The sequence below is a fragment of the Changchengzhania lutea genome, from assembly GCF_006974145.1.
Classification (GTDB): domain Bacteria; phylum Bacteroidota; class Bacteroidia; order Flavobacteriales; family Flavobacteriaceae; genus Changchengzhania; species Changchengzhania lutea.
The window spans coordinates 3849452-3865186 of the sequence record NZ_CP039456.1; the positions used below are offsets into that span (position 1 = coordinate 3849452).

Consider the following 15735-nt stretch of genomic DNA (forward strand, 5'->3'; position numbering starts at 1 on the left):
TAATCAAAACTATGTGTAAATGTTTCTTACTTAAAAAATGTTAAGGAAAAAAATTATTAATTAATTTTCTATTTTAACCAGCGACATTTTGCTTTTATAGGGAGCATCTCCATTTGATTCAATAGCTCTTTTAGCACTGCTTATATCATCGTATTTTTCTTGGTAGATATAGTATTTACTCGTATTGACATCATAAAAGAAGTTTATATCTTTCTCTCCAGTAGATACTGTTTTTCTTAAAAATTCATCGCGTTTATCCATATCTGTATGTACCGCTAACACCACGTAATAACCACTATCTACATTCTTGATATCTTTAACAATTTGAATATTCTTCTGTGTTTCCCCAAAATCAAAATCTTCTTCTTGCAGCGGCACATTACTAGTAGGTGTATTTTGTGTGATTTGATTTAATGTGGATTTATCTTTTAAATATCTGTCTTCCTCATTATCATAAGCCGCTCGCTTAATTCTACGTTTTCTCTCAAATTCAGTAGCTACTTTAATCTCCTCTAAGGTTGTCATTAAAGTCTGCTTTGATTGCATGGCTACCATTTGTTCAGATTTTAAAACTTGTATGGAATTTTGGTAAAATGCATTAGTAGCATCATTTACATTAGAAACCGTTTTGAGTCTTTCTGCATATAAATTCTCTAATTCTTTAATCTTATTATTTTGAGCAATGATAACATTGTCAATTTCCAACGTTAAAGATTCTAATGCTGCATTTTCTGCCGTGAGACTTTTAAAAGGCTTTGGTGCTTTAAAAATTCCTTGTTCACTTAAGTCATTTTCTTCTTTCAAATCTTTAAGATCCTGTTCTTTACTAGCAACTGTTTCACTTAACTTAGTTAATAATTGCTGCTGCAATAACTTTGATTCTTCTGTAGATTTCGCTAGATTATCAAGCGATATTGTCGCAGCATCAGTAGGTGCACTGTTTTCTTTCACTTGCGCCTCCGCTAACAACTTAGCCTCTTGCTCTGCTAACAATTTAGCCTGTGCTTCTTCATCAGCCTTAGCCTGAGCTTCTACTAATAACTTAACTTTGGCTTCTTCATTTGCCTTTGCTTGCTTTTCTGCTAATAACTTAGCCCGTGCTTCTTCGTCTGCCTTAGCCTGAGCTTCCGCTAACAACTTAGCCTGAGTTTCTTCAGTCGCCTTAGACTGAGCTTCTGCTAATAATTTTGCCTTTGCTTCTTGTTCTTCTTTTGCTTTTACTTCAGCTAATAACTTAGCTTCTTCATCTTCCTTAGCTTGTGCATTCGCTAATTGTTCAGCCTGCGCATTTTCATCCTTCTTAGCCTGAGCTTCTGCTAGTAACTTCGCTTGTGCTTCTTGATCTGTTTTTGCCTGTGCATCTGTTTGGCTATCATTGTTAGCAACAGGTTTAGATCTAGCTTTTGTAATTGATTTAGTCGGTGATTTTCTGCTCGCAACAGGTCTACGCTTTCTTTTAGCAGGTATTATAAGTGCTTGTTCCTCGTCATCATCACTATAGTTATATCTATTGCGCTTCTTAAATTTATATGCCAATGTTATTTCATGCGAATTACCAAAAGCTGCAAAATCCCCGAGTAACTTTTCGTAATTGTATTCCATAGCAATTTGTGTGCTAATATTCAATCCGACACCAGCTGATGCCCCATAAAGCGTATTATATCCTAATTGTGCCCAAATTCCTTTAGGAATGGTTAGCATGACCAGTCCAGAAATAACTGTTTGCTCTTTTTTAAATTCTGATCTTACCAACCCTGAAAATTTGCTTTCATCAAAAAAACCGCGACTATCAAAATATCCCGTATACATCATATGCGCTTGAATACTTTGTTCTGGATTTTCTTCAATAATCCTAGAGGTTTGTAAATTGTACTGAACTATATTATTGAAAGCCAAACCAAAATCAAAAAAAGTGGTACCATAATTAATACCAGGATTGATGGTGATTAAAGAATTGGACGGAATAGTCTCTAATGATGGGTCGGGAAAATTAGTAATCACTTTGCCTTCGTTAACACCACTTTTATAAAAACCTAGGTTTACACCAAAAGTCAAATTACTATCTCGATTAAGTACAGCATTATAGGCATAATTTAAAACACCACCAAACGTGGTTAACACACCATAATCTTGTTGAAATACCCCCACTCCAATCCCTGCATTTTCTCTAAACCTCCCTGCGTAACTAAATAAGTATGTTTGTGGTGCATCATCAAATTGCACCCATTGTCTTTTATTGGAAAAACTCACATATTTATTTTGCTCTCGTACAAAACTGAAGGTTGGATTTATAACATATTTATTAAATTTTAAAGAATTTCTAACGGGTAAATTAAATGCAACAACACCATTTTCCTGAGAAAATGACAGCTGCACAAGACTGAAAAATAAGACGATATGTAATACGTGTTTTTTCACCTTATTTAATGACCGTTATTGAGCCTTTTCTCGTTTTGTTATCTGACGTTGTAATGATATAGTAATAAACTGGGTTAACATCTTTAAAATTGATTTCGGTTTGAGGCCAGTTGTTTAGGTAATCCTTCGTTTTAAGTACAATTTCTCCTTGTGAATTTAATATTTGTACTTCTGTATTGGTGCCACTCACATAATTTTGAGGAATAACCCAAGTATCATTGAAACCATCTGCATTGGGACTAATGAGATTAGGAATCTTTTCTACATCAGGAAAGGCTTCTGTAATTTGAAAAAGAAATTCAGTAGACGCCACACAACCTATGGTCTGTGTAACCACCGCTTTATAATTGCCAATTTGTGTAGCTTCAAAACTACTTTCTGTAGCATTCAAAATCATAGTATCATTTAAATACCACTGAAATTCTGGATTGTTGGCCGTAGTCGTTATAGTAGCAATCAATGATTCATCTGACTCAATAACATTGTTTTCTGGCACATCAATGCTACTTGTATAATCTTTACTTTGAAGATCAATAGATGCATCAGCAGTACAATCACCTAAATCTATAGCCACGGAGAATATACCAGATTCATCCGTTGTGTACATTTGTCCTGTAGCCTCTGGAATTTCAATACCATCTTTATACCATTGATAACCGTTCCCATTTATAGTGCTTAAAGTGGTCGTCCCTTGACTAGCACAAAACGGATTACCAAGACTAGAATTAATAGAAGACACACTTGTGGTGCCTGATTCACTAACGGTCACTCGATTTGAAAATGAATTCGATGTACAGGTGCCATAATTCGTTTCAGCAAAATATGTCCCTGATTGATTGACGGATAAACTATTTCCTGAGGCAACAAAAACAGATGTTGTGGGACTTGTTTCTCTATACCAATTGAAAGTAAGAGATGGGTATTGTAAAGGCGAGTCGTTATCGCCTGTTCCTGGGTTATCTATAGTTAACAAATAACTCCCTCCATTACAATACACGCCACTATCAATTAAATTATTGATTGAAAATGGGGTATCTTGAATTTTATAGTATGCTGCAAAAGCATCTGAACCTGTACTTGTAGCTACTGGTGACGTACTTTTTACTCTAACTTTATAAGCCTCTCCAGCAATAGTAGTTGGAACTGAAAAGGATAATGTGGCGGGTGATACCGTTACCGTTCCCTGAACTGATGTATAAAGGACTGTAGGGTTTGAAAAGCTTCCCGAATCATCCGACAATTCTATAATAAATTGATTTGAAGCACTTATACCAGCTTCTGGAGAAAAGCTAAATGTAACATTATATGTATTGAATGAAGGGCTCGCACAAGCCTGACTAAAACCAAGGTTTGGTTTGCTTATTACAATCTGCGCATGGGTAACTTTAGAAAAAGCTAAAAAGACAAAAACAACGATATAAATAATAGTAAAATTTCTCATTCGATATTATTTTCTTAATTAAATAAGACTCTAGAAACAATTATCGCTCTAACCTTGTTATTAGAATTGAAATTCACTTATATCATTGTTTTAGATTTAATCGGAAGAATTCCTAAAATTTATTTGGGAAATAAACTGAAATAAAAGGGATCTAAGGTTTAATTAGAAACTAGTATTTAAATTATCAATTAGTCGCCTTCTCTTAAATCTGGATCTACTTCGTTTGAAGCAATAATTTTATTAATTCTTAATCTATAATCTGGTCTTCTTTCGTTTCTTAAATCAATAAAGGTCTCAGAATTGGCACTTTTAGAGTATACATTAAAAAAGGCCCTATTGCCGTACCAGTTTTCTAAATCTTCATTATTTGAATTGTTTTCAGTAAAAATGTTTCCGTTACAGTTATTAAAATACATATCTGTAAATTTAATTTTCTCTAAATTTTCCTGATTTACAGTAATCTTATCTTCTAGCAAAACTGCTGGATTAAAACCTGAAATCACGCTTTTATTCATGTCCAGTGATGCGAAATGACCAACGTACACAGCTTCTTTAACTAAACCTTTATCTATATCTGCTTGTAAGTTTTCACTATCATTAATCAAGGTTAAGTTCCTTGTGATGATTGATGTTCCTTTTTTTGTAAAATCAACTTCTTCTTTTTTAACATACGAATTGATCTGCATACACCTAGCTCCATTACTACTAGAGACATAAGGCGAACGAATGGCTAAAGAATTATTTACCTGAGATTGAGAACCATAATTGAAATAAAAATCGTTACTGTTAGATTTATAGGACACTACTTTATCTAGATTTACTGCGCCTCCCCAAATTTCAAACGAATCTCCTTCAGAGAAACTCACCATAATATTTTCCAATACAGTTTGTGCGCCAACTCCTGCTAACAATAAACCATTAAAATAGCCTGCATTTTTAACACGTTTCCCTGCATATTCTATTCTAACATATTTTAATACACCGGAACAACTTTCTATATTTTCACCTCCAAAATTTGCACTGCCGTAAGCGGATGGATCTAGCTGCGAATAAAATGACGCCACAGAACCATTACCAAACTTATTGCTTGGGGCATCACCAAGAATAATTAAACCACCCCAATCTCCAGATCTTTTAACACCTCTATTGGAAGTAAATACAATTGGATCTGTCTCTAAACCATCGGCCATAATAATAGAACCTTTTGAAATTGTAAGCGACGCTTTTGAGTCATAATCTCCCAGAATAACGGTACCCGGTTCTATAGTAAGTGTCACTCCATTTGTAACAAACACATTTCCAAGTAACAAGTACGTATCTCTTTTATATAATTTCGTGTCTTCGGTAATATTGCCTGCCAAAATTTGAGTAGGTTCATCATAATCTTCTTGGCCAGGTTGAAAATTGGTCCAGTTATACAACCAATTGTTGGTGCCTATGATTCCTTTTTCTTGTTGTCCAGACACACTTCCTATCACAATAAGAAACATCCATAACATTTGGGTAAATTTTTTCATCATCTTAAATTTAAAATTAAAACCACTAATGATTTTATATAAAAGTAATGCTCAAATATAAACAAAAAAACCTATGAAATACCAATTGTTTCGATAAAGTGTATTATTTAATTAAATTATATAGATTTTTCTTACGACGAAATGCATCTTTTACTAAAATATTTTAAAAAATAAGTCATCCCCTTAAATCCTTTCTATTTGAGACATATGAAATTTAAGAAATTTCTCTGTTTTTTGTATAGAATACATGTGGGCAACATAGAAAAAAGGATTAGTTAGACTAAGTACTTAGTCTAACTAATCCTTTTATAATACTTGATAATAAAAATGAATGACATTGTTGATGTCATCTTTTTTACTGAAATCATCTTGACTTTTTGTTTTTAACCGAAAACGAGATAAAATTTGTACAGATGAGATACTTTTTGAAAGGCATAGCATCGCTACGAATAAAAAAAATAACGAAATATGGATAAATTTTAGCCGTTTTTTAGGAAATAGAAAAAGTCAAGATGATTTCACTATAAGCCCAAAACATTAATTAATGAAATTCACTGTATTCGTGCAATGATTTCATGCTTTCTTCGTAAAACAAAATAGCTGCAACCAAGTTGCTGGTATCTGAATACGGTAATATTTTTTTATGAAAATCAACTGTAGATTCTAAAAAGTCTCCGGTTGCTTCAAACTGATTGTCTAAAACTTTTCGGTTATCATTATTATTAGGAATACCTAATGTTGTCATAGTAACACCTGGTTTTGTAGCAAATGCTATGTAGGGCAATGTTTTTACTAAACTTTCAATACGTTCAATATACAATGTTAACAATTCACCTTTAGGCATACGCTCTAATTCTTCTTTATTATGATATTTTTTTATCGATACGCGCTCGCTAATAATGCTTTTAGGTTGATTCTTTTTTTGGGCATAACCAGCACCAATAGCTAAGAAAAAACTAAAACTGAATAAAATGATTTTCATTCTCATGACTAAGATTTAAGGGTTTGATTTCACAAATCTATGTAATTTATCGTAAAAAACAAGCGCTTTATCGAATTTTTTGACAATAAACTTTAAATACACTTGATTTTATATTAAGTGATTAGATTGTAAAATACTATGATTCAGCTAAAAAACAGTCCTTTTATTTATAATTTAAATAAGCAACTGCAACATCTAGAGCAGGTTAAAAACCAAAACAAAAGCTAGTGATAGGAATAAAAAATCACTGAAAAACCAAAATCTCTTTGTTCTCCTAGCATTTCTGCAATAAGAAAAAACATGATATAGACCATAAAAAATTTCTTGAAACCGACTTCCCCGAAACAGAGCCATTGGGGAATTATTTAGATTAAAATGTCGATATAACAGAGGGCATCATAAGTAAGGAGTTTATTTAAGATTTCTTTTTTTTGGAATTATTTTTTTTGGAATTATTTTTTCTTTTTCTAGAGTTTTTATGAGTTTTTCAGCGTACATACTAATGGTTTTATTTGAGCTATTGGGATCTACTAAATCGAAAGATCCTACCCAAACTAAAGCTTTATCGGCATCCTTTTTTAAATTATAAATGGATGTTTCAATATTAAAAACCTTGTAGCGCGTGTAGTAGTTTTGTTCAAAATAAGCATCTTGATACATTAAATAGTAAAAAATAAAGCGACGCAAATGATAATCTGTTTTTGAAGATTCACTACCATAGGATTCGTTCTCATCCACACCTTTTACTAAAGAGACTAAAACCGTATCATAGCCTTTTGAAAGTAAGATTTCTACTTGATCTTCAATTTCTTTTTCTGTCTGTTTAGAGTCTTGAAATGACGTTTCAAAAACCACAGCACTTTGTAATGCATATATTTTTCTGGCGTTTAATGCGTTTATGAGTTCAAATTCAAAAGCTTTACGTGCCTCTTTATTTGGTGTGACACCAACAACCAATATTTTTTTAGGCTTAAATATTTGATATTCTGGATTTTTCCAACTTGTTACAAGCTTTGTTGAAGAGCAACTTATCATCAATGACATTAGAATTAAAGACCCTACCCTTTTAGATATTAAAATTATATTACATAATAGCGTTTTCATTTATATGATCTTCCAATAGCACTGGATTGATAAGCTGCTGCTCTTCTAGTACAACAATGACTAACCTAACATAATCATTTATAGTCTCACTCATGGAGTGTGGGTCCATAATGTCTATATACCCTTTCCAAATAAGTTCTCTTTCTTTTGTTGGGCATATACAATACATGGCTGTTTCTGTATGATAAACAGTATATTCTTCATAATAATCTGGATTGTAAAAGGCGTCTTGATATTTTAAATAGTCCTCACTAAATCTCCTATATGTATTATCGTAGCCATCATAATACTTCTTGTAGGCAATTTTATCTTCTACACCAATTACCTTTGTAAACAAGATGGTATCAAACCCATTAATAATGAGGCTATCTTCTAGTGTTTTTAGTTGTTCTTCGGTCTTTTTTTCCAAAAGAAACGATGGTTCAAAAAATTCCAAACTCATTACAGATTCTATACCTCTGGATTCATATTCCCTTTTTAATTGTTTTTCAAATTGTTGTCTTGCTTTCTTGTTAGAAGTCATGCCTACCAATAAAACTTTATCTGGACTATAACTCTCTATATCTGGGTTTTTCCAGTTTTCAACGAGTTCTGCTGTTGAGCAGCAACATGCTAATACGCATAGTATCAATCCCTTTAAAAGTTTCATTGCTTTAGTTTTAATGTATCATTACGTCGAGTGATAAAGAAATTACAAGTATTATTAAATAAATCATTCTATTTAATTTTTCTATTGAAGCAAACGCTTCTGTTTCCCTTCTTTAATAATGCTTTTCACAAGCGTAAATAGTTTTGTTTTAATTGCTCTATACTTTCTTTTAAAGTCACTTATAACTACAATGAGTTTTCCGTGCTCCTTTTTATAAGCCTCCTCTTTATCTAATTGATCAATGCCATCCACCATAATTCTAAGATCATTTTCGTGGGTTTTAATAATTTCAATTAACCTATTGGTTTCTTTTTCTAACGTGCTTATTTTATCTATAAGCGCTTTACTTTCTTTAAAATATTTGGAGTCTATAAGTTGAAGTGTATAAGATTTTATTAAATCATTGAAAAATAATTCTTCATCTTTTGCAAATCGTAATTCAGATAACCATTTGCGAGATGCATTGTGCATGATTTCTGGACTTAACCAAGCTTCATATTTTCTTGTAATGTGTTTAGATTTCATGGATTCCTTTTAATTGATTTATCTTGATGATGTGAAGCCGTTAATGATTAAAATAGATATTGCTAGGTCTGCCCAAAGATTATTTTAACCAATCAGTTTCACTTTGTGTTTAAAAATTTAAAGAGAGCAGAAGGTAATTAATTATAGAATTATTACTTTCTGCTCAATAAATTAGATCACCTCTATAACTTTTTTAGGAGCTTGTTTTTCAATAATATCCTCATGCTTTAGTAGCTTTACTTTTAAGATACCATTTTTATAAGATGCCTTGACATCTTGATCTAAATCTGTAGAAGGTGGAAGCATCATAGATCTTTTAAAAGATTTGTAACTAAACTCTTTTCTGGAATAGTCATCATCTTTTTCTTCTGAATCTATCTCTTTTTCCCCACATACATGAAGAACATCCTCTTCAATAGAAACTTCAAAATCTTTCTTGTTAAATCCAGGAGCAGCCAATTCAATTTCAAAATTGTCATCATGCTCTTTAATGTTCATTGCTGGCATTAGGCTGTCATCTTCAAAAAAATCATCTTTAAAAAAATCTTCAAATCTCGATAAATTATTAAAATTACCAAAATCAGAGTTGAATAATCTACTTCCCCAAGGTCTTAAAAAAGGAGTCGCTAATGTATTGTCAAGGGGCATTAGCCGGTTCTTTTTTCTGCGTTTCATTAATGTTGTCATAATTTTTTATATTTAAGTTAAACGTTTATTGCATCACTAATATATTTACTGAAACCGCTTTTCACAATGATATATATCAGTTGACTCATAGTGATTTCAATCATTGTTATATCAAATTTTAAGGAGCCACTACGCCCTGTATATATTGTAAAAACTCGAATTTAAACACTTGCAATTCATTATAAAAGTTGATAACCCGTAGTTCTAAATTATCATGTTTTTTAATAAAAAAATTATCACAGGCCAAGTCTTCACATTCTATTTTAGTCCTAATTTGATTAGAATGTGAGCTTAGGTCATCTATGAGATTATTACGCTTTTCATTTAGAGTATTGATTTCTTTTTTATAGCGAGCAAGTATTTCATACAGATTCATGACATGTTGTTTAAATATAGGTTTATCTACTAAAAATTTATAAAAATCCAGTTCCAACTGAAAATTTTTCAAAGTTTTAATATAATGCCATATATTCTGCTGTAACTCTTCAATTGTTTTATTACCATTAAAGGTCTTATAGGAATGGTCTGTTTTCATTTTTTTGAAATTTATAGTATTAAAGCATCACTTTTTCAACGTCTGATAGTTTTGGAATTTTGACATTCCAGTTAAAGCTGTCCTTTATTTTTAAGCGAAAGGCGTCTAATGCCGTAGATTCTCCGTGAATTAAATAAACGGTTTCAGGAATATTTTTAATATGGCCCATCCAATTTAGTAAATCATGCTGATCTGCATGTGCCGATAAGCTCTCTACATGTTTTATTGTAGCTTTTACAGAATAATATTTACCAAATAGACGAATTTGATGAGCACCATCCTGTAATTGTCTGCCGCGTGTGCCTTCAGCTTGATAACCTACCAATAGTACCGTGGTGGAGGATTCTTCTATAAGTTGTTGCAAATAGGTTAGTACACGCCCACCAGTTACCATACCACTACCTGCTATAATTATTTTTGATCGTTTGTCATCAATGGTGTCCCATGTTTCTTTATATGATTGTACGATATTTATATGATTGCACATAGCATTATAGTCTGATGCAGATAATTTATGCCACTTAGGGAAACGTTTAAAAACCTCTAAAACATTATTTCCCATAGGACTATCTATAAAAATGGGAATGTTTGGTATTTTATTTTTGGCATAAAGTCTCCAAAGTAAATACATGAGTGTTTGCAAACGTTCTACAGCAAAACTAGGGATGATTAGATTTCCCTTTTTATGAAGCGTTTCTTTGATGAGATTGGATAAAAGTTCTTCAATATTTTCATTGGGATGCCATTTATGACCATACGTGCTTTCAATAAACAAAACATCTGCCCATTCGGGTTTTTTAGGGTCATTTAATAAATAGTCATTGGAGCGCCCTATATCTCCCGAAAACACAAACCGTTTTCCGTTAATATCTAATTCAATAAATGTAGCGCCAATGATATGACCGTTATATTGAAAGCGATACGATATACTTTCAGATAGTGTTATCCATTTATCAACTATTTCTACTTGAAATAATGCCAGGGTTTTCTCTACTTCCAATAGCGTATAAAATGGTAGTGCTGGGCTATGCTTGGTATATTTTTCTTTATTTGCTTTTTTAGCCTCTTCTTCGTGGATTTTAGCGCTATCTTTTAAAATAATCTCTGCAATGGCCAAAGTTGGTGCTGTTCCTATAATTTTACCTGTAAATCCTTGTTTTATCAACCTGGGCAAATAACCAACATGATCTAAATGCCCATGCGTCAATAAGACAACATCAATATTGTTAACAGGAATTGGCAAATCGCTCCAATTAAGTTCCCTTAATCCCTTTAGTCCTTGAAACATACCACAGTCTATTAATATTTTTTTTTCTGAGGTTTCTATAAAAAATTTAGATCCGGTAACAACACCTGAGGCTCCTAAAAAGTGTATTCTTGCAAAGTTTTTCATAACTTCTAATGATTGCACAGTAATTTTATTTCATTCAATATTTTATCCTTTCTCACTTGTGAAATCCCCAAATGATCTAAATAAAATACATCGCCTATTAACTCTCTACACAGCACTATATCTCTGCTTAATAAAAACTGCTTTTCCCTTTTTGTAAGTAAGGTAGAGGCTGTTATTGGATATAGTCGTAACCTGTCGATTCGATCTTTTAAACTGTCATTTTTAGGATAATCCCAACTTAATAAATAGAGATTAACACATTTACCATATTGTAATGCATCTTCTGTAAAACGGGTATTGGTTACCACCCATCCCTCTGTGAGTATGGATTTCTTTTTTTGATTAATATGCCAATTTGCTTTTACATCATTGTAGCGCGCATTGACATAGAGCGGGATTTTTACGTTGCACTTAAGTCCTTGTTCATTATGAAATTTACATTCCACAATGGTAGTTTCATTGTTTTTATAAGCCATAACATCTATTTCATGGGTAACACATCGTCCCTGTAAAATTTTATCGATTTCAGTTTTATATCCTGAATATTTTAATATGGCTCCAATAAAACGCTCAAACGGAAAACCTGTTGGTCCAAATTCATAAATGGCTTTTTTAAGCTTGTATCTTGATGCTAAATAGCTTTTTTTCTTTTTGAGCAAAGCAAATGCTCTGTTATATATTTCCTTGGTTGAAATCCCTTGATATAACTCATCGCTTACTTTATCAATAATTAGATTTACAGTTTGATTATCAGCACCTATGCGTTTAAGTGAAGTCTTTAATTTCTCCAATGAAAATTTTACTTTTTCGCCTGAAAACTTAATGATATAAATAGAATCAGTTTCCATTTTTATCTTTTTATTATATTATCGAGAGCTAATATTGATTTAGTTAGTAACTAACCACCCAACATGTATTAGTGTGTCATTAGGAAAAAATCCTTAACCCAAGCTTTTACTTGGCTTTTAGTCATACTGTCTGCTTTTACAACATCTTTAACTTTAGTACTCAATTCTGTATGATAAGTGATTAACTCTTTATTAAACTTAAAACAGGCTTCTGCTGGACCAAAAAGGACTATAGCATTGGCTTCTTTTATTTCTATAATAATATCATTAAAGTATTTTTTTAATTGATGTTTTTCACGTTCTAAATATTTACTATCTTGAACAACATCCTGTGGACCACCCTTTTTTCGGGTGCCAGAGCCACCATGAACATGAAAATGTTCTACCTTAGATAATATGGTGTTCATGCTTACTTCACCATTATAAAGGGTTACAATAATAGCTCTTTCTTTATCCAACCAAACCCCTACTCTTTTCATCTGATTAAATTTTAATTTTGACATTATATCTGTGTTTCTTAATACTCTTTTTTAAAAAATTCAAATTGGTTATTAGTTTCTCAAATCATGCATCACCAATATGGGCACTTTGGAATCTCGTCCTATATTCTTCACCAAAGGATGCGTTAATATACTTCCGAAAAAAACGTGTTTTTTATTTATAAAAGTAACCATATCACTCGCTCTACTTTCAACAAAACAGTTAATTGCAGTTGCTACATCAATGTGACTAAGTGTATGGTACGAATGATTAATATCTTCAAAATATTCCTCTAGAAGTTTTTTATTGCTGAGTTGTTTTTTGTCTAAATTATCTTCCTCAGAAACATGAAGAATTTTAATACTTGATTTACATTTCTTTGCAATGTCTATTAAGTAGTTTAATTCTCGCTTTTTTAAATGGGTTTTGAAACTTGTGGGGAAAACAATTTCTTTTGGCAAGTCGTGTTTTGCTGATTCAGGAACTACAATGACTGGACAGTTACGCACTTTTTCCATAACGTTAATGGCAGTGCTACCATAAGCAACACCTCTGGAATTTGTTTTACCTTTTGTGCCCATAATTATCATTTCAATATCTTTCTCTTCAACTATATTTTTAATAGCCTCAATGACATCATTAAATGTTGAAATAGGCTTAAAATGATGCTTCGGGTTTTTATGATCCCTATAGGCAAGCATGTCCAAAACTTGGGCTAATTCGCTTTCAGATGCTGCTTTTGTGGTTTCATATAATTCACTACCCGGTTCCATGCTTATCAAACTTTTTATAACATCACTGGTTGCCGAAAATACATTTAGAATATAAAAATCGCAATAATCATCTTTATACAATTTTAAAGCATAATTTATGGCATGCCATGCATTCTTTGAAAAATCTGTTGGTAATAGGATTTTACGCTTCATGGTTTTATAATTTTAATTAAATGTATAGGACAAACACTAATATAGCAATGATATATATCAGCTTAATCACCCTTGAAAACCCACTAAAATACAGCTTATGCATAAGGCCATATCGCATTGTTTTTGAAATTTAAGCCGGTATGACCAAAAATCAGGGCAAACTCACACTTTTTTCAGCCATTTTGTTTACTTAAAAACACACTTAATTATCTGATATTTAGTTAGATAGCTGTTGTTTTTCATTTTAAATTATTGTATATTATACTGATAATCAATAATTTAAGTGTTTTAAAAACAATGAACAAATTCAAGTCTATATTCAGTAAGATAAACGATCCTAGAAGCGATATAAACAAGCTTCATAACTTAGAAGACATCCTTCTTATTGGTATAATTAGTGTGATTTGTGCGGCAGATTCATGGAAAGATATGGAAACTTATGCCAAAGCAAAAGTAGATTTTTTGCGTTCATTTCTTGATTTGCCAAATGGTACGCCCTCTGATGACACCTTTAACCGAGTGTTCTCTTCCATTGATTCAGAACAATTTGAAACCTGTTTTATAGATTGGGTCTCTAATTTGATTGATATAACGGCTGGCGAGGTTATTCCCATTGATGGTAAAACCTTGAGAGGTGCTAAATCTAATGGTAAGAAATCCCCTTTTCACATGGTAAGTGCTTGGGCAAGCAAAAACAATATGGTTTTAGGACAGGTCAAGGTTTCTGAAAAATCCAATGAAATTACGGCCATACCAAAACTACTGGAACTAATTACTGTAAAAGGATGTGTAGTTACCATTGATGCCATGGGCTGTCAAAAGGCTATTGCAGAAACTATTATTAAACAAGAAGCAGATTACATCTTAGCTGTAAAAGAAAACCAAAAGCAATTGCATCAAGATATTCTAGACGAATTTCGCTTTGGCAAGACTATAGATAGCCATACCGATGAAGATCTGGGACACGGCAGGATAGAAACACGAAAATGTAGTGTTATCAATGACTTTAAATTTATTGAAGACCAAGATAAATGGACAGGGCTGGAAAGTATAGTAAAAGTAGAAAGTATTAGAGAATTTAAAAACTCCGACAAGCCAACAGAAACAGCTACAAGATATTATATATCAAGTGTGAAAACAGATGCAAAAGCACTACAGAAAATGATACGCTTACATTGGGGAATTGAAAACAAACTACATTGGGTACTCGATGTGGCTTTCTCTGAAGACGCCTCAAGAAAAAGAGCTGGTAATGCTGCCCAAAATTTCTCTATACTAAGCAAAATTGCACTAAACTTGCTAAGAAAAGATAAACAAACCAAGCAAGGACTAAAAGGAAAAAGGCTAAAAGCGGCTTACGATAACAACTATCTTATTAAGATCTTAGGAATAAAAGTGTGAGTTTGCCCTGGACCAAAAATGGTATTCTAGGATTAAAACCAATTTTTTTTACTACTGATTCCTTAAAAATGTTTTCGACTAAACTATGTTTATATTTCACCATAGCAAGTATATTTATTTGTAGCTCTTCGATGAAATCATTAATTTCTATGACTTTTTTGGAGTAATCTGGCATCCAATGAAAACTATAGTCATGATTATTTAAATAATTTTTAAGCATAGTGAAATTATACTCCTGTACGCTATTTAATTCTTTTTCAACGTTAATATGAACAATCCTAATTTTAGAATTATATAAATCAGCTAAATGCTTCAAAGGCACTAAGTCTTTATTACTATATGCATGTTTATAATCTGTTGCAAACGCTAGTTGAGTGGGTTCTAAATAATCATAATTTTGTGGCACAATTAACATTGGACAATGCCTCAGGCTTTGTATAGCGCTTACGGTATTACTCCCAAAAAGTAATTCTTTTGCACCCGTCGCGCCTTTGGTTGCCATAATAACTAAATCAATTAATTTTTCTTTAACGGCTACCTTAATGGCGCTTTGTAAATGTTTTGAACTTAAGATTACCTCAAAGCTGTGATTTGAGTTAGTATCTGCAACGTCGGCTAATTCCTTTAATTCCAACAATTCCTTCATAGCCTCTTCCCGCATAGTTCTTAATAACTTGTTTGAAAGACTAGACATGGTTGAAGCTTTAAGAGATGTGGAGTTTAATAAATAGAAAGTGCACACCTCATCCTTGTAAAGTTTTAGTGCATAAACAATAGCATTCCATGAATTATCCGAAAAATCTGTTGGAAGTAAAATGTTGAGCATGAC

Annotated in this window: 15 protein-coding genes; 1 reads left to right on the top strand and 14 read right to left on the bottom strand. The window is 32.2% G+C overall.

What is annotated here, in order from left to right; genetic code table 11:
* Window positions 1–60: 60 nt before the first annotated feature.
* The 13 genes from FAF07_RS17230 to FAF07_RS17290 form a co-directional block, all read right to left on the bottom strand.
* Window positions 61–2418, bottom strand: coding sequence for a PorP/SprF family type IX secretion system membrane protein (locus FAF07_RS17230; RefSeq protein ID WP_142786289.1), 2358 nt, complete (start codon window positions 2416–2418; stop codon window positions 61–63).
* A 1-nt stretch (window position 2419) separates the two neighbouring features.
* A complete protein-coding gene (locus FAF07_RS17235) occupies window positions 2420–3859 on the bottom strand; it encodes a T9SS type B sorting domain-containing protein (protein WP_142786290.1) in 1440 nt (479 codons plus the stop codon).
* Window positions 3860–4047: 188 nt separating this feature from the next.
* Window positions 4048–5376, bottom strand: a complete 1329-nt coding sequence (locus tag FAF07_RS17240) for a hypothetical protein (protein ID WP_142786656.1) — start codon at window positions 5374–5376, stop codon at window positions 4048–4050.
* Between the two features lie 541 nt (window positions 5377–5917).
* Window positions 5918–6364, bottom strand: a complete 447-nt coding sequence (locus tag FAF07_RS17245; protein ID WP_142786291.1) for a hypothetical protein — start codon at window positions 6362–6364, stop codon at window positions 5918–5920.
* Window positions 6365–6769: 405 nt separating this feature from the next.
* Window positions 6770–7462 carry a hypothetical protein gene (locus FAF07_RS17250; protein ID WP_142786292.1) on the bottom strand — a complete coding sequence of 231 codons (693 nt, stop codon included), beginning with the start codon at window positions 7460–7462 and terminating at the stop codon, window positions 6770–6772.
* Window positions 7443–8111 (bottom strand): hypothetical protein, encoded by a 669-nt coding sequence (locus tag FAF07_RS17255; RefSeq protein ID WP_142786293.1) that lies wholly within the window; start codon window positions 8109–8111, stop codon window positions 7443–7445. The genes FAF07_RS17250 and FAF07_RS17255 overlap by 20 nt, the downstream gene beginning before the upstream one ends.
* A gap of 81 nt (window positions 8112–8192) precedes the next feature.
* Window positions 8193–8636: a hypothetical protein gene (locus tag FAF07_RS17260; protein ID WP_142786294.1), complete on the bottom strand. Its 444-nt coding sequence runs from the start codon at window positions 8634–8636 to the stop codon at window positions 8193–8195.
* Window positions 8637–8807: 171 nt separating this feature from the next.
* Window positions 8808–9323, bottom strand: coding sequence for an Hsp20/alpha crystallin family protein (locus FAF07_RS17265; protein ID WP_142786295.1), 516 nt, complete (start codon window positions 9321–9323; stop codon window positions 8808–8810).
* A gap of 118 nt (window positions 9324–9441) precedes the next feature.
* On the bottom strand, window positions 9442–9858 hold the full coding sequence (locus tag FAF07_RS17270) for a hypothetical protein (RefSeq protein WP_142786296.1): 417 nt from the start codon (window positions 9856–9858) through the stop codon (window positions 9442–9444).
* Between the two features lie 19 nt (window positions 9859–9877).
* Window positions 9878–11251, bottom strand: a complete 1374-nt coding sequence (locus FAF07_RS17275; RefSeq protein WP_142786297.1) for an MBL fold metallo-hydrolase RNA specificity domain-containing protein — start codon at window positions 11249–11251, stop codon at window positions 9878–9880.
* 5 nt (window positions 11252–11256) lie between these two features.
* Window positions 11257–12099: an ATP cone domain-containing protein gene (locus FAF07_RS17280; RefSeq protein ID WP_142786298.1), complete on the bottom strand. Its 843-nt coding sequence runs from the start codon at window positions 12097–12099 to the stop codon at window positions 11257–11259.
* 68 nt (window positions 12100–12167) lie between these two features.
* Window positions 12168–12578, bottom strand: coding sequence for a hypothetical protein (locus FAF07_RS17285; RefSeq protein ID WP_142786299.1), 411 nt, complete (start codon window positions 12576–12578; stop codon window positions 12168–12170).
* A 72-nt stretch (window positions 12579–12650) separates the two neighbouring features.
* Window positions 12651–13505 carry a universal stress protein gene (locus tag FAF07_RS17290; RefSeq protein WP_142786300.1) on the bottom strand — a complete coding sequence of 285 codons (855 nt, stop codon included), beginning with the start codon at window positions 13503–13505 and terminating at the stop codon, window positions 12651–12653.
* 297 nt (window positions 13506–13802) lie between these two features.
* Between FAF07_RS17290 and FAF07_RS17295 the strand changes: the two genes are divergently transcribed.
* A complete protein-coding gene (locus FAF07_RS17295; protein ID WP_142784254.1) occupies window positions 13803–14906 on the top strand; it encodes an ISAs1 family transposase in 1104 nt (367 codons plus the stop codon).
* Here the strand turns inward: FAF07_RS17295 and FAF07_RS17300 are convergent.
* Complete coding sequence (locus FAF07_RS17300; protein ID WP_142786301.1) at window positions 14881–15732, bottom strand: universal stress protein; 852 nt, start codon at window positions 15730–15732, stop codon at window positions 14881–14883. The genes FAF07_RS17295 and FAF07_RS17300 overlap by 26 nt on opposite strands.
* Window positions 15733–15735: the final 3 nt, after the last annotated feature.

Excerpts from the sequence above, each read along its gene's own strand:
- FAF07_RS17235 (WP_142786290.1), bottom strand. The coding sequence starts at position 3,859 with ATGAGAAATTTTACTATTATTTATATCGTTGTTTTTGTCTTTTTAGCT.
- FAF07_RS17240 (WP_142786656.1), bottom strand. The coding sequence starts at position 5,376 with ATGAAAAAATTTACCCAAATGTTATGGATGTTTCTTATTGTGATAGGA.
- FAF07_RS17245 (WP_142786291.1), bottom strand. The coding sequence starts at position 6,364 with ATGAGAATGAAAATCATTTTATTCAGTTTTAGTTTTTTCTTAGCTATT.
- FAF07_RS17250 (WP_142786292.1), bottom strand. The coding sequence starts at position 7,462 with ATGAAAACGCTATTATGTAATATAATTTTAATATCTAAAAGGGTAGGG.
- FAF07_RS17255 (WP_142786293.1), bottom strand. The coding sequence starts at position 8,111 with ATGAAACTTTTAAAGGGATTGATACTATGCGTATTAGCATGTTGCTGC.
- FAF07_RS17260 (WP_142786294.1), bottom strand. The coding sequence starts at position 8,636 with ATGAAATCTAAACACATTACAAGAAAATATGAAGCTTGGTTAAGTCCA.
- FAF07_RS17265 (WP_142786295.1), bottom strand. The coding sequence starts at position 9,323 with ATGACAACATTAATGAAACGCAGAAAAAAGAACCGGCTAATGCCCCTT.
- FAF07_RS17270 (WP_142786296.1), bottom strand. The coding sequence starts at position 9,858 with ATGAAAACAGACCATTCCTATAAGACCTTTAATGGTAATAAAACAATT.
- FAF07_RS17275 (WP_142786297.1), bottom strand. The coding sequence starts at position 11,251 with ATGAAAAACTTTGCAAGAATACACTTTTTAGGAGCCTCAGGTGTTGTT.
- FAF07_RS17280 (WP_142786298.1), bottom strand. The coding sequence starts at position 12,099 with ATGGAAACTGATTCTATTTATATCATTAAGTTTTCAGGCGAAAAAGTA.
- FAF07_RS17285 (WP_142786299.1), bottom strand. The coding sequence starts at position 12,578 with ATGAAAAGAGTAGGGGTTTGGTTGGATAAAGAAAGAGCTATTATTGTA.
- FAF07_RS17290 (WP_142786300.1), bottom strand. The coding sequence starts at position 13,505 with ATGAAGCGTAAAATCCTATTACCAACAGATTTTTCAAAGAATGCATGG.
- FAF07_RS17295 (WP_142784254.1), top strand. The coding sequence starts at position 13,803 with ATGAACAAATTCAAGTCTATATTCAGTAAGATAAACGATCCTAGAAGC.
- FAF07_RS17300 (WP_142786301.1), bottom strand. The coding sequence starts at position 15,732 with ATGCTCAACATTTTACTTCCAACAGATTTTTCGGATAATTCATGGAAT.